The 18780-nt window shown below is 66.9% G+C and carries 25 protein-coding genes; 13 read left to right on the top strand and 12 right to left on the bottom strand.

What is annotated here, in order from left to right:
* Positions 1–4: 4 nt before the first annotated feature.
* The 3 genes from thiS to U9970_RS02635 all read right to left on the bottom strand — a co-directional run bounded on the left by thiS (position 5) and on the right by U9970_RS02635 (position 2347).
* A complete protein-coding gene (thiS, locus tag U9970_RS02645) occupies positions 5–208 on the bottom strand; it encodes a sulfur carrier protein ThiS (RefSeq protein WP_254937815.1) in 204 nt (67 codons plus the stop codon).
* Complete coding sequence (locus tag U9970_RS02640) at positions 208–1287, bottom strand: thiamine phosphate synthase (protein WP_322765177.1); 1080 nt, start codon at positions 1285–1287, stop codon at positions 208–210. Before U9970_RS02640 ends, thiS begins: the two co-directional genes overlap by 1 nt.
* Positions 1288–1363: 76 nt before the next feature.
* Positions 1364–2347, bottom strand: coding sequence for a bifunctional riboflavin kinase/FAD synthetase (locus tag U9970_RS02635; protein ID WP_322765994.1), 984 nt, complete (start codon positions 2345–2347; stop codon positions 1364–1366).
* Positions 2348–2424: 77 nt separating this feature from the next.
* Here U9970_RS02635 and U9970_RS02630 point away from each other — a divergent pair, with 77 nt between their 5' ends.
* A complete protein-coding gene (locus tag U9970_RS02630; protein ID WP_254959717.1) occupies positions 2425–3006 on the top strand; it encodes a DUF3611 family protein in 582 nt (193 codons plus the stop codon).
* A gap of 11 nt (positions 3007–3017) precedes the next feature.
* On the opposite strand, the gene surE is transcribed toward U9970_RS02630, so the two are convergent.
* Positions 3018–3803, bottom strand: a complete 786-nt coding sequence (surE, locus tag U9970_RS02625) for a 5'/3'-nucleotidase SurE (protein ID WP_322765993.1) — start codon at positions 3801–3803, stop codon at positions 3018–3020.
* A 72-nt stretch (positions 3804–3875) separates the two neighbouring features.
* Between surE and pheS the strand changes: the two genes are divergently transcribed.
* Genes pheS through U9970_RS02595 form a run of 6 tightly spaced genes read left to right on the top strand, consistent with a single transcriptional unit; the run spans position 3876 to position 8244 of the window.
* Positions 3876–4883 (top strand): phenylalanine--tRNA ligase subunit alpha, encoded by a 1008-nt coding sequence (pheS, locus tag U9970_RS02620; RefSeq protein WP_322765176.1) that lies wholly within the window; start codon positions 3876–3878, stop codon positions 4881–4883.
* 55 nt (positions 4884–4938) lie between these two features.
* Positions 4939–5856, top strand: coding sequence for an NAD(+) kinase (locus U9970_RS02615; RefSeq protein ID WP_322765175.1), 918 nt, complete (start codon positions 4939–4941; stop codon positions 5854–5856).
* Entirely contained in the window at positions 5853–6518 is a 666-nt protein-coding gene (locus tag U9970_RS02610) for a winged helix-turn-helix transcriptional regulator (RefSeq protein ID WP_322765174.1), read from the top strand. Before U9970_RS02615 ends, U9970_RS02610 begins: the two co-directional genes overlap by 4 nt.
* Positions 6515–7042, top strand: coding sequence for a DUF192 domain-containing protein (locus tag U9970_RS02605; RefSeq protein WP_322765173.1), 528 nt, complete (start codon positions 6515–6517; stop codon positions 7040–7042). The genes U9970_RS02610 and U9970_RS02605 overlap by 4 nt, the downstream gene beginning before the upstream one ends.
* A complete protein-coding gene (locus U9970_RS02600) occupies positions 7020–7529 on the top strand; it encodes a helix-turn-helix domain-containing protein (RefSeq protein ID WP_322765172.1) in 510 nt (169 codons plus the stop codon). Before U9970_RS02605 ends, U9970_RS02600 begins: the two co-directional genes overlap by 23 nt.
* Complete coding sequence (locus tag U9970_RS02595) at positions 7516–8244, top strand: nucleotidyl transferase AbiEii/AbiGii toxin family protein (RefSeq protein ID WP_322765171.1); 729 nt, start codon at positions 7516–7518, stop codon at positions 8242–8244. Before U9970_RS02600 ends, U9970_RS02595 begins: the two co-directional genes overlap by 14 nt.
* On the opposite strand, the gene cbiE is transcribed toward U9970_RS02595, so the two are convergent.
* A complete protein-coding gene (cbiE, locus tag U9970_RS02590) occupies positions 8195–9487 on the bottom strand; it encodes a precorrin-6y C5,15-methyltransferase (decarboxylating) subunit CbiE (RefSeq protein ID WP_322765170.1) in 1293 nt (430 codons plus the stop codon). The genes U9970_RS02595 and cbiE overlap by 50 nt on opposite strands.
* 70 nt (positions 9488–9557) lie before the next feature.
* On the opposite strand from cbiE, the gene U9970_RS02585 reads away from it, so the two are divergent.
* Complete coding sequence (locus tag U9970_RS02585) at positions 9558–9779, top strand: hypothetical protein (protein ID WP_322765169.1); 222 nt, start codon at positions 9558–9560, stop codon at positions 9777–9779.
* A 51-nt stretch (positions 9780–9830) separates the two neighbouring features.
* Here the strand turns inward: U9970_RS02585 and U9970_RS02580 are convergent, their stop codons facing one another.
* The 4 genes from U9970_RS02580 to U9970_RS02565 form a co-directional block, all read right to left on the bottom strand.
* The gene (locus tag U9970_RS02580; protein ID WP_322765168.1) at positions 9831–10181 is read right to left on the bottom strand and encodes a nucleotidyltransferase family protein; all 351 of its coding nucleotides are present in this window, start codon (positions 10179–10181) and stop codon (positions 9831–9833) included.
* Positions 10178–10603 (bottom strand): nucleotidyltransferase substrate binding protein, encoded by a 426-nt coding sequence (locus U9970_RS02575; protein WP_322765167.1) that lies wholly within the window; start codon positions 10601–10603, stop codon positions 10178–10180. The genes U9970_RS02580 and U9970_RS02575 overlap by 4 nt, the downstream gene beginning before the upstream one ends.
* 79 nt (positions 10604–10682) lie before the next feature.
* The gene (locus tag U9970_RS02570) at positions 10683–11075 is read right to left on the bottom strand and encodes a type II toxin-antitoxin system VapC family toxin (RefSeq protein WP_322765166.1); all 393 of its coding nucleotides are present in this window, start codon (positions 11073–11075) and stop codon (positions 10683–10685) included.
* Positions 11075–11347 carry a type II toxin-antitoxin system Phd/YefM family antitoxin gene (locus tag U9970_RS02565; protein WP_322765165.1) on the bottom strand — a complete coding sequence of 91 codons (273 nt, stop codon included), beginning with the start codon at positions 11345–11347 and terminating at the stop codon, positions 11075–11077. Before U9970_RS02565 ends, U9970_RS02570 begins: the two co-directional genes overlap by 1 nt.
* 113 nt (positions 11348–11460) lie before the next feature.
* Here U9970_RS02565 and U9970_RS02560 point away from each other — a divergent pair, with 113 nt between their 5' ends.
* From U9970_RS02560 to U9970_RS02540, 5 genes are all read left to right on the top strand, one after another.
* Complete coding sequence (locus U9970_RS02560) at positions 11461–13953, top strand: GH116 family glycosyl hydrolase (RefSeq protein ID WP_322765164.1); 2493 nt, start codon at positions 11461–11463, stop codon at positions 13951–13953.
* Positions 13950–14474 carry a DUF3122 domain-containing protein gene (locus U9970_RS02555; RefSeq protein WP_322765163.1) on the top strand — a complete coding sequence of 175 codons (525 nt, stop codon included), beginning with the start codon at positions 13950–13952 and terminating at the stop codon, positions 14472–14474. Before U9970_RS02560 ends, U9970_RS02555 begins: the two co-directional genes overlap by 4 nt.
* Positions 14475–14636: 162 nt before the next feature.
* The gene (locus tag U9970_RS02550; protein WP_322765162.1) at positions 14637–14951 is read left to right on the top strand and encodes a hypothetical protein; all 315 of its coding nucleotides are present in this window, start codon (positions 14637–14639) and stop codon (positions 14949–14951) included.
* Between the two features lie 338 nt (positions 14952–15289).
* Positions 15290–16363 carry a bifunctional diaminohydroxyphosphoribosylaminopyrimidine deaminase/5-amino-6-(5-phosphoribosylamino)uracil reductase RibD gene (gene ribD, locus U9970_RS02545; RefSeq protein WP_322765161.1) on the top strand — a complete coding sequence of 358 codons (1074 nt, stop codon included), beginning with the start codon at positions 15290–15292 and terminating at the stop codon, positions 16361–16363.
* The gene (locus U9970_RS02540) at positions 16360–17379 is read left to right on the top strand and encodes a mechanosensitive ion channel family protein (RefSeq protein WP_322765160.1); all 1020 of its coding nucleotides are present in this window, start codon (positions 16360–16362) and stop codon (positions 17377–17379) included. The genes ribD and U9970_RS02540 overlap by 4 nt, the downstream gene beginning before the upstream one ends.
* On the opposite strand, the gene U9970_RS02535 is transcribed toward U9970_RS02540, so the two are convergent.
* From U9970_RS02535 to U9970_RS02525, 3 genes are read right to left on the bottom strand one after another with little or no spacing between them, the layout of a single operon-like run.
* Positions 17345–17833: a DUF427 domain-containing protein gene (locus U9970_RS02535; protein WP_322765159.1), complete on the bottom strand. Its 489-nt coding sequence runs from the start codon at positions 17831–17833 to the stop codon at positions 17345–17347. The two genes, U9970_RS02540 and U9970_RS02535, sit on opposite strands and share 35 nt — an antisense overlap.
* The gene (locus tag U9970_RS02530) at positions 17833–18078 is read right to left on the bottom strand and encodes a Nif11-like leader peptide family RiPP precursor (RefSeq protein ID WP_322765158.1); all 246 of its coding nucleotides are present in this window, start codon (positions 18076–18078) and stop codon (positions 17833–17835) included. The genes U9970_RS02535 and U9970_RS02530 overlap by 1 nt, the downstream gene beginning before the upstream one ends.
* Positions 18075–18713, bottom strand: coding sequence for an SOS response-associated peptidase (locus tag U9970_RS02525; RefSeq protein ID WP_322765157.1), 639 nt, complete (start codon positions 18711–18713; stop codon positions 18075–18077). Before U9970_RS02525 ends, U9970_RS02530 begins: the two co-directional genes overlap by 4 nt.
* Between the last annotated feature and the right edge of the window lie 67 nt (positions 18714–18780).

Here is an 18780-nt window from a genome sequence, read left to right as displayed (position 1 = left end):
GAATCTAGGAACCACCGCCCACAATGGTGACCACTTCCAGCACATCGGATTCCACCACCGGCTGGGTGGGCCAGGCCTGTCTGGGCAGGATCGTGCCGTTGAACTCCACCACCACCAAGCGGGGCTTGTAGCCCAGTTCCAGCAGGGCCTGTTCCAAGTTGAGCCCGGCTGAGCAGGCTCGCTGATCGCCGTTTACCTGCAGCCTGATCACGAAGCCGGCACCTCAAGTGCTGCCAGCAGCTCAGCGGTGGCGGCAGCTGGATCAACCGCCTCGGTGATCGCCCGCACCACCGCAATCCGCTGGGCTCCAGCAGCCCGCACCGCCGCCACCTTGCTAGCATCGAGCCCGCCAATGGCAAAGAAGGGGAGCGGACTAGCCGCCGCGGCCTGGCGCACGTAATCGAGCCCCACCGGCTCCCGGCCGGGCTTGGTGGGGGTGGCCTGCACCGGGCCGACGCCGAGGTAGTCGCAGCCATCGCTGACCGCCTGCTGCAGCTGGTCCAGGGCATGGGTGCTGCGGCCAATCAATCGATCGGGGCCCAGCAGCTGGCGAGCCACCGCCGGCGGCAGATCCCCCTGGCCCAGGTGCACCCCGTCGGCCTCCACAGCCAGGGCGATATCAATGCGGTCATTCACCAAAAACAGAGCGCCATGGGCGGCGCAGAGCTGGCGCAGGGCCCGGGCCTGGCTGAGTTTTTGCAAGTCATCGAGACCGGCGGCCTCCTTGGCGCGGTATTGCACCAGGCGCACCCCGGCCCCCAGGGCGGCGGCCACCACCCCCTCCAGGTCGGGCACCGGCGAGGTAACTAAATAGAGCCGGCAGCTGGCCAGCAGCTCACGGCGGCCAGCCCCGCCAGCAGCAGCCAGACGACAGGCCTGCAACAGATCCACCTCCAGGTCGTAGAGCAGATAGCGCAGAGCTGAGGCCTCCTCCGCCAGCAGGGGATCGCTGCTGCGCCCAAATTCCTCCAGCACTCGCAAAGCCTCCTGCACCCGGCCGGCGTTGGCGCCCACCACGGCGCTGGTACTGGATCGCTCCGCTTGGGCTGGATGGCCAAGGCCCGCGGCCGGATCGGTGGCGGTGTGGCGAGCGAATTTGTAGGCATCGCGATGCAACCGGCCCAGCCGCTGGCGCATGTCCTTGGTGCGCACCACCAGATCGCCCCGATCGAGGCCAAAGCGGGCCCAATCTTCCAGCACCCGCAAGCCCTCGCGTGCCCGATCGAGGTTGGCATCGAGCAGCCGATCGCGGGCTGGGCTGGAGGAGCTGTCTAGGGTGGGATCCATCACACAGGGGCCAATGGCAGGCGAGCCAGGCAATCCAAATCGGGGCAATACCGACAGCCCGATGCTGGTGCTGATTTCAGGGATTCTGCTGCTCGGCGGGATTGCCACCTTCATTGGCTGGGGTCTCACCCACGCCTATCCCAGCGCTTAAGGCGCGGGCCAGCTGGGCATCGGCCGCAATCTGGGCTGCGAGCTGCTCAAAGCTGGCGAAGGTTTGCTGGCGGCGCAGCAGTTGCAGCGGCTCCACCACCAGCTCCAATCCCTCAAGCTCCAGCTGCCGATCGAGCAGGTGCACCTCGACCGCCGAAGGGGCGGTGGGATCCACCGTGGGCTGGGGGCCGAGGTTCATCACCGCCGGCAGCATGGCCCCACCTTCCACAGACGCGGTCGCCGCATAAACCCCCTCCAGCGGCAAAAACTTGCGGCCATCTACCTGCAGGTTGGCGGTGGGCCAGCCCAGCGTTTTACCAAGCCCGCGGCCACGCACCACCCGGCCGCTGAAGCGATAGGGACGCTCCAGCAAGCGGCGGGCCTCCGCCAGATCTCCGGCACCTAGGGCCCGGCGGATGCGGCTGCTGCTCACCCGCTCCTCGCCATCCCAGAGCATCGGCAGCACCTGCACCTCGATGCCGTGACGGGCACCAATCTCCGCCAGGGCCTGACTGTCGCCGCTGCGGCCGGCCCCGAAGCGGAAGTTGTCACCCACGGCGACCCGCTGGGCCGCCAGCTGGCCCACCAGCACCTGCTCCACGAAGGCCTCGGGGCTGAGGGCGGCCAGCTCCCGGCTGAAGGGCACCAGCACCAGCTGCTCAATGCCCAGGGGCTCCAGCAGATGCAGCTTTTCGGCGGGCAGGTCGAGCCGCAAGCGCGCCTCGCCGTGCAGCACCTCGCGCGGATGGGGCCAGAAGCTCACCACCGTGGCGATTGCCGCCTGTTCGCTGCCCGGGGCAGCGGTAACCGCCGCGATCACGCGGCGGTGGCCCTGGTGCAAGCCATCAAAGCTGCCGAGGGCGATGGCCGTGGGGCGCAGGGCCTCCTGGGGGGATCGCAGGGGTATCAACGCTACGGAACCCAAAGGCAACGGGAGCCAAATCGATCCTCCCATGGCACCTTTGGGATACCCATCTGGATGGCTGAATGGCTGACCGCCTCGACCTGCAGCTAATCGCCGCGGCATTGCGGCGCCTGGGCTGGATTCGGCTTTGGTCCCAGGTGGTGCTGGGGGTGGTGGTGGTTGGGGTGCTGCTTTTCAACAACATCGGTGGCCGCCTGGCGGCCAATTCAGCCCGGGCCCTGGGGCTGGGGCCTGGCATCTCACTCACCACCATCGCCTTCCTGCTGCTGCTCTGGTGCATCTGGCAGAGCTGGCTGGTGGTGCGCTGCGGCCGGGCCCTCAATTCGCCGGTGCGGCCCAGCAAGGGTGAAACCTCTCGGCTGATCAAGCGGGGCGTGCTGGCCGACCTGGCCGGCATCACCCTGGCGGTGCTGGGCTATCAATCGCTGGCCGGCAGCCTGTTCGTGCAGGCCTCCCAACAGGTGCCTGGCTTCTTCGGTGCCCAGATCCAGTCGACCCCTGGCGTGGCTGGGCGAGTGATCGGTCTACCGATCACCTCAATCGAGATGCTGGCCGTGCTGGGCAACACCCAGGTGCTGTTTGCCCACCTGATCGGGCTCTGGATCAGCCTTTGGCTGCTGCAGCGGGTTTACCGCACAACCTGATTAACGGCGGCTCACCAAACCGGCAGATCGGCCGTGCGACCGCGCCAGAAGATGTCCGGTTGGAGCGGCGTCAGCGAGACCCCACCGGCATTGATCTGGGCCACATCGGTGGGCCAGGCCGCCGGCCCCGACACCTGGGCCTCCAGATCGTTGACCACCTCCCCCGCCAGCCAGTAGTAGCTGCGGCCGCGGGGGTCTACCCGCTGCTCAAACTGGTCGGTGTAGCGACGCACCGCTGAATTGCACCAGCGCAGCGGTCCAATCGCCTCTGCCGGCCGGGGCGGCACATTGAGGTTGAGCAACATGTTGCTCGGCCAGCCCTCGGCCAGCATCCGCTCAGTCACATCGAGGGCGAGGCGGGCCGCTGGCGCAAATTGGCGCCACTGAAAGTCGGCACTGCTTACTGCCAGGGCGGGAAGGCCCTCAATCGTGCCCTCCATCGCCGCACTCACCGTGCCGGAATAGAGCACGTCGGTGCCCAGGTTTGGACCGTGGTTGATGCCGGAGAGCACCAGATCCGGCCACTCATCCAGCAAGGAAAACAGGGCGAGTTTGACGCAGTCGGAGGGGGTGCCGCTGCAGGCCCAGGCCTGGACGCCATCATCAAATAACTCATCAGCCCGCTCCGCCCGGATGGGGGTTTGCAGGGTGAGACCGTGGCCCGTAGCGGAGCGCTCCTGGTCGGGACACACCACACTCACCTGGTGGCCGCGGGCCAGGGCCGCATTGGCCAGAGTGCGAATGCCTTCAGCGAAGACCCCGTCGTCGTTGCTGATCAGGATCTTGAGCGGTGCCATCGGGCCTAACGCCATCTAGCCGCAACGTAACTGGGGTGGCTCCTTACAGTCAGCAATCCCTCCGCCCCTGCCGTGAGCGCCACCGTTTCCCTGCAGCAGCTCACCGACCAGCTCCAGGCGCTGGAAAGCCAGGCTGCAGCAGAGATCTCCACCGCCAGCACCGCTGCTGAACTGGAAGAACTTCGAGTGGGACTGCTCGGCAAGAAGGGTCGCCTTTCTGGCGTGCTCGGCGCCATGGGCAAGCTGCCTGGCGAGGAGCGGCCCCTGATCGGCCAAAGGGCCAACGTGCTCAAAGAGCAGGTGCAGGCGCTCCTTGGCGAACGACTTACGGCCGTGAAAAGCGCCGCCATGGCCGAGCGTCTCGCCGGCGAAACCATTGACGTCACTGCGGCCTGCAGCTTCACGCCGCCGGGCCATCGCCACCCCCTGATCAGCACGATCGAGGAGATCGTCGACATTTTTGCCGGCCTGGGATATCGGGTATCGGAGGGGCCTGAGATCGAGAGCGATTACTACAACTTCACGGCCCTCAACATCCCCGAGCACCACCCCGCCCGGGACATGCAGGACACCTTTTATTTGGGCGATAGCCAGCTGCTGCGCACCCACACCTCGCCCGTGCAGATCCGCTACCTGGAGAACAACCCACCGCCGGTGCGGGTGATCGCCCCAGGGCGGGTGTATCGCCGCGACGCCGTGGATGCCACCCACTCGCCCGTGTTCCACCAGGTGGAGGTGCTGGCGATTGATGAGGGTTTGGATTTCAGCCACCTGCGCGGCACCGTCACGGCCTTTCTGCAGCAGTTTTTTGGCGACCTACCGGTGCGCTTTCGGGCCAGCTACTTCCCCTTCACCGAGCCCAGCGCCGAGGTGGATGTGCAGTGGCGTGGTCGCTGGCTGGAGGTGATGGGCTGCGGCATGGTCGACCCCGCCGTGCTCACCGGCATGGGCCTGGATCCCGAGCGCTGGAGCGGCTTTGCCGCTGGCCTGGGCGTCGAGCGCTTCTGCATGGTGCGCCACGGCATCGACGACATTCGCCGCCTCTACACCAGCGATCTGCGCTTCCTGGAGCAGTTTTAGTTGGGCGGTTTGGTAGCAGCCCCATAAACTCGGGCAGCTCTCCGCTTCCCGATCGGTGCCCCGCGTCGGACTGATCGTGAATGACGGCAAGGACCTCGCCCTGTCCACCGCCGATGCCATCGAGGCGCGCTTCACGGCGGCTGGCTACGGCGTGGTACGGGTTAGCAGCTCCGGCGGCATGGTGGGTTTTGCCAACCCCGACCAGCACCTGCGCACCCGAGGCTATGCGGCCTGCGTGCCAGCGGGCTTCGACCGGGACCTAAGCCTGGCGGTGGTGCTGGGCGGCGACGGCACCGTGCTTTCAGCCGCCCGTCAAACGGCTCCGGTTGGCGTCCCGATCCTCACCGTCAATACCGGCCATCTGGGCTTTCTGGCGGAGGCCTATCTGCACCAGCTGGAGGGGGCCCTGGAGCAGGTGCTCTCCGGCGAGTGGACGGTGGAGGAGCGCACGATGCTGATCGTCAGCGTTATGCGCGGCGAACAGCGGCGCTGGGAGGTGCTCTGCCTCAACGAAATGGCCCTGCACCGCGAGCCGCTCACCTCGATGTGCCACTTCGAAATCGCCATCGGCCGCCATGCGCCGGTCGATATCGCCGCCGACGGGGTGATCCTGGCCACTCCCACCGGCTCCACCGCCTACGCCCTCAGCGCCGGCGGACCAGTGATCACCCCCGACTGCCCGGTGCTGCAACTCACGCCGATCGCACCCCATTCGCTGGCCTCGCGCGCCCTGGTGTTCAGCGACCGCGAGCCGGTGACGGTGTTTCCCGCCACGCCGGAGCGACTGATGATGGTGGTGGATGGCAGCGCTGGTTGTTACATCTGGCCGGAGGACCGGATCCTGGTGCGCCGCAGCGAGCAACCCGTGCGCTTCGTGCGGCTGGCCGACCACGAGTTTTTCCAGGTGCTGCGCAACAAATTGGGTTGGGGCCTGCCCCACGTGGCCAAGCCCGGCAACGGCACAGCGCCATGAACGATCCCCGCATCCTGCTACTGGGCCCTGAGGCCGAGGCCCTAGCGCCACGGCTGGAGGCTTCCGGCTACTCGTGCAGCAGGGAGCCTGTGCCGGCTGGGGCAAACCCGGATGCGGTGCTGCTCTCCAGCGGCGATTCGGGCCGCATCGCCTCCCTGCGAGAGCAGTGGGGCACCATCCCGGTGCTGCTGGATGTGGGCGACGACACGGTGGAGGCGCGGGTCGACTGCCTCAGCTCAGGAGCAGACGACTTCTGGCTTTCGAGCCTCGGCCCCAGCGACCTGCTGATGCGGCTGAGGTTGCATCTAGATCTCACAAGCCGCGCCAATGTGCCGGCCCAGCTACTGCAGGTGGGCGATCTGGTGCTGAACCCCAGCACCCGCCAAGTGAAACGGGGAGCACGGCCCGTGGGCCTAACGGCTAGGGAATACCAGCTGCTACTGCTGCTGCTGGAGCGCAAGGGCACCGTGGTGAGCCGGGAGTTGATCCTGCGCCAGGTGTGGAACGACGATCAAGCCACCACCAGCAACGTGATTGAGGTTTATGTGCGCTACCTGCGCCAGAAGCTGGAGGAGGGCGGCGAACGGCGGCTGATCCACACGATCCGCGGTCAGGGCTACTGCCTGAGCGAGCGGCTACCCCAGATTGAGAGCCGCGAATGAAGGCCAGATGCCGCTGGGGGCTGGCCCTGCCTGGGGTGGCTGCCCTGCTGTGCGGCTTCACGCCGGCGCCCCAATGGCTGCCGATCACAGCCCGCTGGTGCCTGGCACCTGATCGCTGCATCGCCCTGGAGGTTGCCGACACCCCCGAGAAGCAGAGCAAGGGCCTGCAGCTGAGGCCGGAGCTAGCGCCATTACGGGGCATGTGGTTCCCCTACAGCCCACCCTCGCTGGCTCGCTTCTGGATGCACCGCACCCCGGAGCCCCTCGACATGTTGTTTGTGCTGGGCGGCCGGGTGGTGGCGATCGAAGCCCACACCAAACCCTGCCTGCACCTGCCCTGCCGCAGCCACGGCCCCGACCAGCAAGTGGATGGGGTGCTGGAGCTAGCCGCCGGCCAGGCCGCAGCCCAGGGCATCCAGGTGGGTAGCCCGGTGCGGATAGAGGCGCTGGGGGGGGCAGAACGCCCCCTGAGCAGTAGCAGGCGGCAACTGGATGATCAGAATGGGAAACATTCAAGCCGGTGATCCTGTGCCAGCCGCTGCCCCAAGCCCCCAGGGCCGTTGCCCCCAGCGCCTGCGCGCCATCGGCGAGCGCATCCGGCGGCGACGGAAGGCGCTTGGTATCAGTGCGATGGCCACCGCGGCAGCGGGCGGGATCTCCAGGGTGACGCTGCACCGCATCGAGACGGGCGCAACGTCGGTGACGCTGGGGGCCCTGATGAATGTGCTGGATGCCCTCGATCTGTCCCTGGGCCAGTTGGAGGGTCCGGAAGATGCCGAAGCTGGAGCACCAACCGCAACCAGAGCGGAAAAGATCGAGCTAGCTGCCTATCCCCTGCTGCAGCAGCTGGCCTTGCATGTCCAGGGCAGCCGCAGCCTGAACGCATCGGAAGCGGCCTCTCTCTATGCACGCCAGCGCAGGCGACTGGATCTGGAGCCGCTGCAGCCAAACGAGCGCCAGCTGATCGCCGCGCTGAATCTCACCATCCCGGAAGCTGATGTTCCGGCTTGAGCACCACCACCGGATCGCCGGCCTGCTGGACCAGCTCAATGCGGAGCTCCTGCGGCAGCACCACTGCCTGTTCGGCGGCGGCACGGCCATTGCCCTGCGCTACGGGGAGTTCCGCCAGTCGGTGGATGTGGATCTGCTCGTCTCAGACCGACAGGGCTACCGGGAATTGCGGCAGCTGATCCGGCGGGACAACAGCCTGAGGGCACTTTGGAAGGATCCCCAAAACCCCCTCGAGGAGAGCCGCGAACCGCTCACAGACCAATACGGCATCCGGGCAGGCGTGGTGGTGGCGGGGGTGGCCATCAAGCTGGAAATCGTGCTGGAGGGCCGGATCAGCCTGGAGATGCCCAGCGAGGAAGACGCGATCTGCGGCATTGCCTCCCTCACGCTGAACGACCTCATCTGCAGCAAGCTGCTGGCCAATTCCGACCGCTGGAACGACGACGGAGTCTTCAACCGTGATCTGATCGATCTGGCCCACATACCCCTGACCCAAACCATCTGGCAGCGGGCGCTGGCCAAGGCGGAAGAGGCTTATGGCGATGCAATCCGCACCGATCTGGGCAAGGCCCTAGAGCGGCTGCAACAGCGTGAAGGCTGGCTGGAGCGCTGCCGTCAGGTGCTGGCGATCGAAGCCCCACGGGCCGCGCTTTGGCAGCGCTTGCTCAACCTGCAGCGGCTGGCAGCCGCCCCTTCAACACCAGCACGGGATTGAGCGGCGCCAGGCGGGTGCCTTCGGCCAAAGGCGCCCCCCGCCAGGCCTGATGCTGGGCCACCGCCACGGCGCAGCCTGCCTGCTCCAGCAGGGGCCGCAACTCCGCCAAAGCTTCCAGCGTGGCCAGGGGGATCACCACCACGCCGCCAGGCCGCAGCCGCTGCAGCACCGCAGCTAGCACTGCCGCCCGCTCCCGGCCGCTGCCGCCGATCAGCACCCGATCCGGATCGGGCAGCTCCGCCAGGGCCTCGGGGGCCCGGCCCTCGCGCAAACCCACCGGCCGCACCCCCAGCCGCTCGGCATTAGCAGCGATCAGCGCCGCTGAGCCGCCACGCCGCTCCAGGGCCCAGAGCTCCAGGCCAGGCCGCAGCCGCAGCGCCTCCAGCCCCACCGAACCCACACCGGCGCCGATATCCCAGAGCACGCCGCGCTCGGGCAGTTCCAAATCGGCCAGCAGCTGAATGCGCACCTCCCGCTTGGTCATCAAGCCGGGGCGATCGTCGTGCTGGAGAAACAGGCCGTCTTCAAGGCCAAACAGGGGTAGGGAAGCGGGATCAGCCGGCGCCGCCGGGGGCTCAGCGATCAACAGCACTAGGTGCAGCGGATCGCAGTCGATCGGCAGGGGTGCCCCCGGCACCAGCCGCTGCACCCGCTCTTCGGGGTGGCCCAGCCGCTCGCACAGCCAGAAGGCATAGGCCGCCTCCAGGCCAGAGGCCGCCAGGATCCGCCGCACCTCCTCGGCGCCGCCGCGGCTTGGGTCGGTGAGCACCGCCAGGGCGCTGGGGCGCTTCTGCAGGGCGGCGGCCAGAGGTTCGGGGTCGCGGCCGTGCAGGCTGATCCAGCTGGCATCCTGCCAGGGGCGGCCGAGGCGGGCAAAGGCCAGCTGCAGCGAGCAGGGGGCGGGATGAAAGCGCAGCTGGGCCGCCGGAAAGCGCTGCAGCAGCAAGCGGCCGATGCCAAACCAAAGCGGGTCGCCACTAGCGAGCAGCACCGCCGGCCGGCCCGCTGCCAGGGCCTGCTGCAGCGGGCCGAAAATCTGCTCCGGCTGGTCGCTGGCCAGGAGCTGGGGGCAGGGGCTCCCCGCCGGGATGCGGCCGGCCCCCTGCTCCTCCTGCCACCAAGGGACAAGCTCCTTCAGCAAGCGCTGGGGGGCAAGCAGCAGCTGGGCAGCTCGCACCAAGGCGAGGCTGCGGGCCGGCAGCGCAGCCACCCCCCCGGCATCGGTGCCGACCACCTCCAACACGGCCTGCTGAGCCAGGGCGCCCCACGGTCACTGCAGCCATGATGGCCGGCCTGTGCCACCGGACCTGGCCATGAGCGACCGCCGCCAGCGCATCCACGACCTGGTGCTGGCCCTGCTAGCCCAGCAAAACGACCTGGAGCTGCTGGCCGGCGACGGCACGGGCCTGCCCAGCGGCGATCCCGGCAATTGGATCGAACGCAACCGCCGCGTGGTGCAGCGCTACCAAGCCCTGGTGCGCTCCGCCGTCACCCTCGACGCCCTGGTGGATCAGGAGGTGAATGGGGGTTTCTAGGCGCCAGCGACCCCAGCCCACCAGGAGCCCTGGGGCCGCTGCAGTGGTTCGTCAACCCTGGTGAGCACGGCTGCGGCGATAGAGCACCTGCCCCACCCGCGCAATGTGGTCCAGCAGCGCTGGATGGTTGATCGAACTCAGGCAGGAGAGATCGACGATCCAGGGGAGAAGCAAATCATCAAGATCGGCATCGATGCGGGCCAGGATCCCGGAGCTGAGTGCGGGGCCCACCAGGGTGAGATCGATGTCGGATGCAGGGCGATGGCGACCCAGAGCCCTTGAGCCATAAAGAATTGCTTCCTCCACCTCGGGATAGGCAGCCAGTACCTCTTGAATGGCCGTCAGGGCCATCTCAGTGAGGCCGAAGAGCTGCGGCTTTGCTGTGAGAGCTTCTGGGCTCATGGCCTGCTCTCGTCGTGCAGAGCAGCGAAGCGATCGCGAAGGCTGCAGAACGCTGGTGTGAAGCGGTGGATCACGGCGTGAGCAATCACCTGGGCCTGCTCAAGGTTGTAGGTGTGCGACGACTGATTACGAGCCTTGATCATCTCCATCCAGGTATCGCCGTTACTGATCAGGCCATTGCGAAACGCAATCCTGGTTGCATCCCGGGAACCGGTGATGGCCTCAATCCCCTGATATTGCAGATAATCCTTGAGAAGGTTCCAGGCCAGCTCATGGGTGAATTCGAAGCCCTGAATCAAACCCTGCTGCTCCAGCTCGCTCAGATCCCGCTCCAGGGCCAGCTGCACGCCGCGCTGCAGCACCATCAGGGCGCGCTGGAAGTTGTCAAACCGTTGGATCCAGCGAATGTCAGGCTCAGCCATCGGCTCAGGTTAGGAAGAACCGCCACCAGGGCCATCGCCATTGGGATAGCGGCTACTGAGCAGCTGCGCAAGCTCCCCTTCAGCGGCGGGCATCCTGCAGCGGGCAGCCATAGGCATGAAACGCCCCATCGGCGCTCACCAGCAGCAGCGATTCGCTGATCGACTGGGCCACGAGCAGTCGGTCAAACGGATCGCGGTGATGGAGGGGCAACTGCTCAAGCGTCAGCAGATGGGGAAGATCAAGCGGCAGGAGCTCGAAGCCGCACTCCTGAGCCCATGGGATCGCCTGGGCGGCCGAGAGCGGCATGTCGCTGCGGGCCAGGGAGTGCTTGATGGCGATCTCCCAGAGCGATACATGGCTGATCAGCACGCTGCTGGCCTCGGCGGTAATCAGATCGCGGCTGCGGGGCCCCAGCCTGGGTTCATCGCTGATCGCCCAGAGAAAGGTGTGGGTGTCGAGCAGGAGGCGCATCAGGACTGCTCAAACAGCTCGGCGATCAGCGGATTGGCGGCATCGATCGAGTCCGGAACCGTGAACTGTCCGCGGGCCACCCCCAGACGCCGCGGCCGCACAGCCCCCTGAAGCGCGGTGAGCCGTGCCACCGGCCTGCCATTGCGGGCGATCACCACCTCGGTTGCCGCACCGGTTTCGATGGCCTCAACCAGGCGCGAGAGGTGGGTCTTTGCCTCGAGCATGTTGACCGTGCGACGACCACCGCCGCCCGCGGCCGCAGGAGTTGTCATCTCGCCCAGAACGCAAGAACGATCACAACCTAGACCAGACCAGACCAGGCCAGAGCAGCCCAGTCCAAGCCGCCAGCGACCTCTGACAAGCTGGGCTCACCTTTTCTGGTCCCATGGCGCGCTTCGGCCTTTCAGCCCTCACATCGCTGCTGAAGGGCAACGGGGCTCCCACCGCTGGCAGCAGTAGCTGGAGCCGGGCCTTTGGCCTGGGTTGGGAGCAGCCCTACACGGTGCGCTACGCCAGCAACCTCGACGACGGCCCCAACCACGGCATGCCCCTGGGGGGCTTCGGCGCCGGCTGCATCGGCCGCGCCCCCGATGGCTCCTTCAACCTCTGGCACCTCGATGGCGGCGAGCATTGGTTTGGCAACTTGCCCGACTGCCAGTTCGCCCTATTTGAAACCGACGGCGACCAGAGCCGCGCCCATGCCCTGGCGGTGAAGCCTGAGGCCGATGCCTCCAGGCCCGCAGCCGGCGAACCCCTGAGCGCCTGGAGCTGGTATCCCGCCAGCAGCGCCAAGCAGCGCACCGGCACCTACGCCGCCCGCTACCCGATCAGCAGCACCGAATACGAGGGCATTTTTGCCGCCGAGGTGAGCTGCGAAGCCTTCAGTCCGATCCTGCCGGGCGACTACCAGCGCACCAGCTACCCGGTGGCGGTGTTCGTCTGGACCCTCACCAACCCCACCAACCGGCCCCTCGATCTCTCCCTGCTGCTCAGCTGGCGCAACACCACGGGCTGGTTCACCAACACAGATCCCACAGCTGCAGTCACGTTTCGAGACGACGGCAGCCCAGAGCACAACTACGTGCCCGCGATCGGCCGCAGCAAGGGCCACCGCAACACCTGGGTGGAGCAACCGGGGCTCAAGGGGGTGCTGCTTGATGGTGAGCGCGCCACCCCCCTCGCCGAGGGCCAGGGCCAGTGGTGCATCGCCACCGCCGACCACCTCGAAGTGCAGCGCTGCAGCCGTTGGGATCCCAGCGGCAGTGGCGCCGAGCTGTGGGAACCCTTCGCCCGCGACGGCTCGATTCCCGACAGCAACAACGACCGCCGCAGTGGCGATAGCGACCCTGCCAGCGCCGCCCTGGCGGTGAAGTGCTGCCTGGAGCCGGGGGCCAGCATCGAGATCCCCCTTGTGATCAGCTGGGACCTGCCGGTCACGGCTTTCGCCACCGGCAGCCGCGCCCTGCGCCGCTATACCGATTTTTTTGGCGGAGAGGCCGGCGGCACCAGCGCCGCCGCCATCGCCGCCGAGGCCCTGCGCGACTGGCGCGACTGGCGCAGTCAGATCGAGGCCTGGCAAAAGCCGGTGCTGGAGCGCAGCGATCTGCCCGAACCGCTGCGGATGGCCCTGTTCAACGAGCTCTACGACCTAGCCAGTGGCGGCAGCCTCTGGACCGCCGCTGCTGCAGGCGATCCGGTGGGTCAGTTTGGCGTGCTCGAGTGCCTCGACTACGCCTGGTACGAAAGCCTGGATGTGCGGCTCTACGGCTCCTTTGCCCTGCTGCAGCTCTGGCCCGAGCTCGACAAAGCCGTGCTGCGCAGTTTCGCCCGCGCCATCCCCGCTGCCGACGCCACCCTGCGGCCGATCGGCTGGTATTTCACCCAGGGCAAGGGCCGGGTGGAGGCCGCCCGCAAACTGGCCGGTGCCACCCCCCACGATCTGGGTGCCCCCAACGAGCGGCCGTTTGAGGCCACCAATTACACCGCCTACCAAGACTGCAATCTCTGGAAAGACCTGGCCAGCGACTACGTGCTCCAGGTGTGGCGCACCTACAAGCTCGCCCCCAGCGGCCCAGACCTTGGCTTCCTGGCCGAGTGCTGGCCGGCGGCTATCCAGGCCCTCACCTACCTCAAAACTTTCGACGTCAACAACGACGGCCTGCCCGACAACGGCGGCGCCCCCGACCAAACCTTCGACGACTGGCCGCTCAAGGGTGTCAGTGCCTACTGCGGCGCCCTCTGGATCGCCGCCTTGGAGGCGGGGCTGGCGATCGCCCAGCAGCTGCAACTGGAGCTAGGGCTCGACACCAGCGGCGAACAGCGCCTACTGGGCGGCTGGCTGGAGCAGTCGCGCGCCAACTTCGACCTGCTGCTCTGGAACGGCGAGTTTTACAAAATCGATGCCGAGAGCGGCACGCCGGTGGTGATGGCAGACCAGCTCTGCGGCGACTTCTACGCCCGCCTGCTGGGACTACCCGCCGTGGTGGCGGATGAGCGCGCCAGCAGTTCGCTCCAAGCGATTAAAGAGTCGTGCTTTGAGGGCTTCCAGGGCGGCAAGCTCGGGGTAGCCAACGGCCTGCGCCGCGACGGCACCCCGCTCGATCCCAACGGCACCCATCCCCTTGAGGTATGGACCGGCATCAACTTCGGCCTAGCGGCCTACTTCCGCCTGATGGGGGAGACCAGCACGGCCTTTGCCATCACCGGCGCCGTGGTGGAGCAGGTGTACAGCGGCGGCCTGCAGTTCCGCACCCCCGAGGCGATCACTGGCGTGAACACCTTCCGGGCCTGCCACTACTTGCGCGCCATGGCGATCTGGGCCCTGTGGGCCACCCACACCAACTGGCAAGCGATTCCAGGCGCTGAGCGCCAACCATGAAACCCCTGCTTTCCCTGCTGCTGGCCCCCTTGCTGGCGCTTGTGCTCTGGCTGAGCCTGCCCACACCGGCCCAGGCCCTGGTGCACGCCCACAACGACGAAAACGGCACCCCGGTGGTGCGCAGCCTCGAGAGCCTGCGCGACCTCGACTACCAGAGCTGGCAGGTGGTTGCTTACCGCGAAGGCCCCCCGGGCGGCCCCCTGAAGCTGCGCATCGTGGGCTACCCCGGCAAGGTGAGGCTAGATCACCCCACCTCCCTACAGGTGCGCAGCGGTCACTTCAGCTGGGAACTGGCCGATGTAACCCTGGCCAATCCCCAGCTGGCGGGTGATGGCCGCGCCGCCGCCGCCGAGTTTGATCTGGCCCCCCTGCTGGCTGACCTGCACCAAGACCGGCCCCTGCGCTTGGTGCTGCCGGGGGTGTTTGTGGAGCTGCCGGTGCCGCCATTTGTGGTGGCGGAATGGCGCAGCCTGCCGCTGGCCGCCGCTCAACCCCCAGGAGCCTTCGACAATCCCACCTAGCCAGGTTTGTCAACAACAGCCCCTCTAAAACTCCATGAGTATCGATTGCTGAATGCCTATGGGCCGATGGATGAAGGCTCCCACCCCCCGGCTCAGCCCCGCCAGAAGTGACTGGATTGACCAAGATAGAATCACCAAAACCTTATGCATGAGGATGGCATCATGGTTAGCTTTTCTAAAAGCCTCGCAGTTGTTGCAAGCTTGACAACTATTGCGGTTGGCGCCGTTGCTGCCGTGAGATATTTTGATGGCATGGATGGGCAAATAAAAGACCAGCGGCTTTTAATTGAGAAGTTGCAAAAAGACCTCAAAGGCCGTGAAAATGGCGCCCAGAGTCCGCTATTTCAATCTCCCGCCACTCAGTCTCCGGCGACTCCGTCCTTGCCTGCCCCGCCTACCGAAACCCTTCAAGATCCCGCCCCCATGCCTCCTGCACAAGTCACAGACGAGGCAAAACCTTCGGCGTCCTCGCAGTGAAGACAACGTTTGGCTTGCCCTGATGCATATCTACGCGATTATTAAGCCATGCGCATACTGGTCTTTCTTGGTTTTTCGTTGATCATCGGCTGGATGGTTAAAAAACTCTTGACTAGAAGGACTCGCCCTCAGCCCGAGGATCTTAAGACGATCTCCTTTGATCAGCAACGCCCCAGGGCCCTGTCTTATACGGAAATGATGAATTCAGGAAAACAACGGATGGATCAAACATCGCATGGGAGCGGCTGAATATCTCTTTTAGGTTTTCTCCGCTCTAACTCTTGCTCTTCCACACCTGTTCAGTGCCACCCCCCACACCAAACCCCTGGCGCCCCTGGATGCAACGTGCCCTGCAGCTAGCTGAGCTGGGCGCCGGCCGCACCAGCCCCAACCCCCTGGTGGGAGCGGTGGTGCTCGATGCCGGCGGTTCGCTGGTGGGGGAGGGCTATCACGCCCGGGCCGGCGAGCCCCACGCCGAGGTCGGCGCCCTGGCCCAGGCGGGCGAGCGGGCCCGCGGCGGCACCTTGGTGGTGACCCTGGAGCCCTGCTGCCACCACGGCCGCACCCCCCCCTGCAGCCAGGCGGTGATTGCCACCGGCATCGCCCGGGTGGTGGTGGCCATGGCCGATCCCAACCCCCAGGTGGCGGGGGGCGGCCTCGCCCAGCTGCGGGCCGCGGGCATCGAGGTGATCACCGGCGTAGCCGAGGCCGAGGCCCGCGCCCTCAACCGGGCCTTCATTCACCGCATCAGCAGCGGCCGCCCCTTGGGCATCCTCAAGTGGGCCATGGGCATTGATGGCCGCACCGCCCTGAGCAATGGCGCCAGCCAGTGGATCAGTGGCCCCGAGGCCCGCGCTTGGGTGCACCGGCTGCGGGCCGGCTGCGATGCGGTGATCGTTGGAGGCGGCACCGTGCGCGCCGACGACCCCCTACTGACCAGCCGCGGCCAACGCCAGCCCGAGCCGCTGCGGGTGGTGCTCAGCCGCCGCCTGGAGCTCTCCGCCGAGGCCAAGCTCTGGGATCAGAGCGCCGCCGCCACCCTGGTGGTGCATGGGCCAGAGGCTCCAGCCGCGGCCGCCGCCGCCCTGGATAAACGGGGCGTGCCCAGACTGGAGCTAGAGGGCTGCAGCCCCCGACTGCTGCTGGAGGCCTTGGCGCTGCGGGGCTGCAACCAGGTGCTCTGGGAATGCGGCCCTGAACTAGCTGCCGCCGCTTTAGCCGAGGGCTGCGTGCAGGAGCTGGCCGCCGTGATCGCCCCGAAGCTGATGGGTGGCCAGCCGGCCCGCACCCCCCTTGGTGAGCTGGGTTTCACAGCTATGGAGCAGGTGCGGAGCTGGCAGGCGCAAGCGCCCCAGCGCCTGGGCAGCGATCTGCTCTGGCAACTCAGCTCGCCTGCAGAGCTGGATCCATGATCGCCGCCAACCTGCCCTTCGATCTGCAACTTCCCCTGGCTGGAGTGTTGCTGGCCCTAGGCACCTGGCTGCTGCTGGACCGGCTCGGCAGGCGCTGCCGCAGCGGCTCCCTCGGGCAAGCCCTGCTACTGAGCGGGCGAGTCAGCCTGGCGGGCACGGTGTTGCTCAGCAGTGCGGGCTGGTGGCTGGCTGGCCTGGAGGTGCGCAATCTGCTGCTCACCATCGGCGTGATTTGGACCCTGCTGCGCTGGCGCAGAGAGCTCAAACAGCGCGCCGAGCACTACGCCGCCCAGTTGCTGCCGCACCTCTCCGGCAAGGATCAGCTGTTCCTATTCGACGTGCTCGACAAGCTGCTGACCACAGCAGCCCTGCTGGTGGTGCTGGTGATGGGCCTTGATCTGCTGGGTGTATCGGCGGGAGTGCTGATCACCGCAGGGGGCTTTGGAGCAGCGGCCCTGGGCTTCGGCGCCCGCACCATCGTGGAAAACGGCCTCAGTGGCTTGAGCCTCTACGTCAACCGCCCCTTCGTGCTCGGCGACACCATCAACCTGCCCGGCCTGAATTTGCTTGGCACGGTGGAGCAGGTGGGCTGGTTTTACACCGAGCTGCGCGATCCGGAACGCCAGCGCATTTATGTGCCGAATGGGGTGTTCACCAGCCAAGCAATCCTGAACCTGGCCCAGATCGACAACCGCCGCATCTGGATCGAATTTGGCCTCAGCTACGCAGACCGGGAGCGTGTCGCCACGATCACCCAAAACCTGGAGCGGCGCCTCTCAAGCTTGCCCGGCCTAGACCCAGCCAAGGATCAGCTAGCCCACTTCGTTGGCTACGGCGAGTCCAGCCTCCAACTGCGCCTGCTCTGCTACGCCGCCAGCAGCGACATCCACGCTGCCTGGGCCCTGCGGCAGCAAGTCCTGCTGTTGATCGGCGAGGTGGTGGAGCAGGCCGGTGGCTCGATGCCCTTCCCCACCAGGCTGCTCATACGAGCTCCGGATGCAACGGATCACCCTTGAACGGCCCCTGCACCTGGGATGTGATCCAGCCGCCGTAGAAGCCGCCGGGCTGGGGCCGCACGGGTTCACCGTCCAGCCAGCAACCGTCCATCAAGGCCGGGTACACCGCAAACCAACCGGCCAAAGCAGCAAAGGCATAGGTGGGTTCTAGGTAGGTCCACACCGCCCGCCGCAGCCGGCGCTCGGCCGGGCCACCGCCATCCAGCACCACATCGAAATAGCGCGCCACCCCCTTCCACTCGCAAAAACTGGCGCCGCTACTGGGCACAAGCAGCTCCTGGCGCACCGCCTCAGGCGGCAGGTAGTAGGTGGGTGGGTGAAAGGTTTCCAGCACCCGCAAACTGCGGCGGCTCTCGGCCAGAAGCTGACCCAGGGCCTCAACCCGCACCAGCTGGCTGCTCTCAACCAGGGCCGGTGGGCGGGGGTAGGCGCCTACCAGCTCAGGGGCTGCCATCAGGAGTAGATGAAATTGCGCAACCGCCGGCCTTCAGCGCCAGCCCGCTCCTGCAGCTCCGCATCGCTGAGGCTGGACTCCTGCCGCTGCTGCGCGGCGATCACATCAGCCTCCTCAAGGCCATAGCCAGCGCCGCGGGCCAGCTCCAGGAAATCCTGCAGCTCCAAGGGCTCCGCCAGCTGGGTCGCCAGCTGGGGCGATTGGCGGGCATGGGCCAAAAAGGCATCAAGGCGCTCGAGGCTCACAGGTCCAGTTCCAACTGCGGTTGGTCTAGCGCCATCGCTGCCCCATCGGCCTGCCAGTCGCCCCCATCCCAGGGCAGCAGCAGCGGTTCGAGGGCCCGCAGGCCAGGGCCATCGGTGGGCTCGAGCCAGGCCTGCTCCAGGCCATTGGGAATCACCACAGGCATGCGCCGGTGGATTGGCGCCACCAGGGCATTGGGGGCGGTGGTGAGCACACAGCAGCTATCGAGCTCGCTGCCATCAGGGCCGATCCAGCGCTCCCAGAGGCCGGCAAGCCAAAACAGATCGCCATCGCGGCGCCGCAGCCACTGGCCCTGCTCCCAAAAAGCATCAGCAGGAATCAAACAACGGCGATGGCGCCAGGCGGCGCGAAAGCTGGGCTTGGAGGCCACCGTCTCGGCGCGGGCATGCAGGCAGCGGTGGGCGCTGGCGGGATCCTTGACCCAGTCGGGCAGCAGCCCCCAAAGGGCTAGCCCCACCTGCAGCTGGCCATTTTCCTGGCGCTGGATCAGCAGGGGTTCGCCGGGAAGCACTTGCAAGCGCGGCGCGTAGTGGGCCGACAGACCGGGCGGCAGGGGGCCCTGCAAGCGGGGCTGCAGGCGATCGAAGCCAGCGCAGAGGGAATAGCGACCACACATAGCTGGATTGGGTCCTCGTACGGTTCTCCCAACCCGCCGCCGAAACGAGCAGGGGACCACAGCCCTA

Source organism: Cyanobium usitatum str. Tous (assembly GCF_963920485.1).
GTDB classification, from domain to species: domain Bacteria; phylum Cyanobacteriota; class Cyanobacteriia; order PCC-6307; family Cyanobiaceae; genus Cyanobium_A; species Cyanobium_A usitatum_A.
This window is presented reverse-complemented; position numbering and strand designations above follow the sequence as displayed.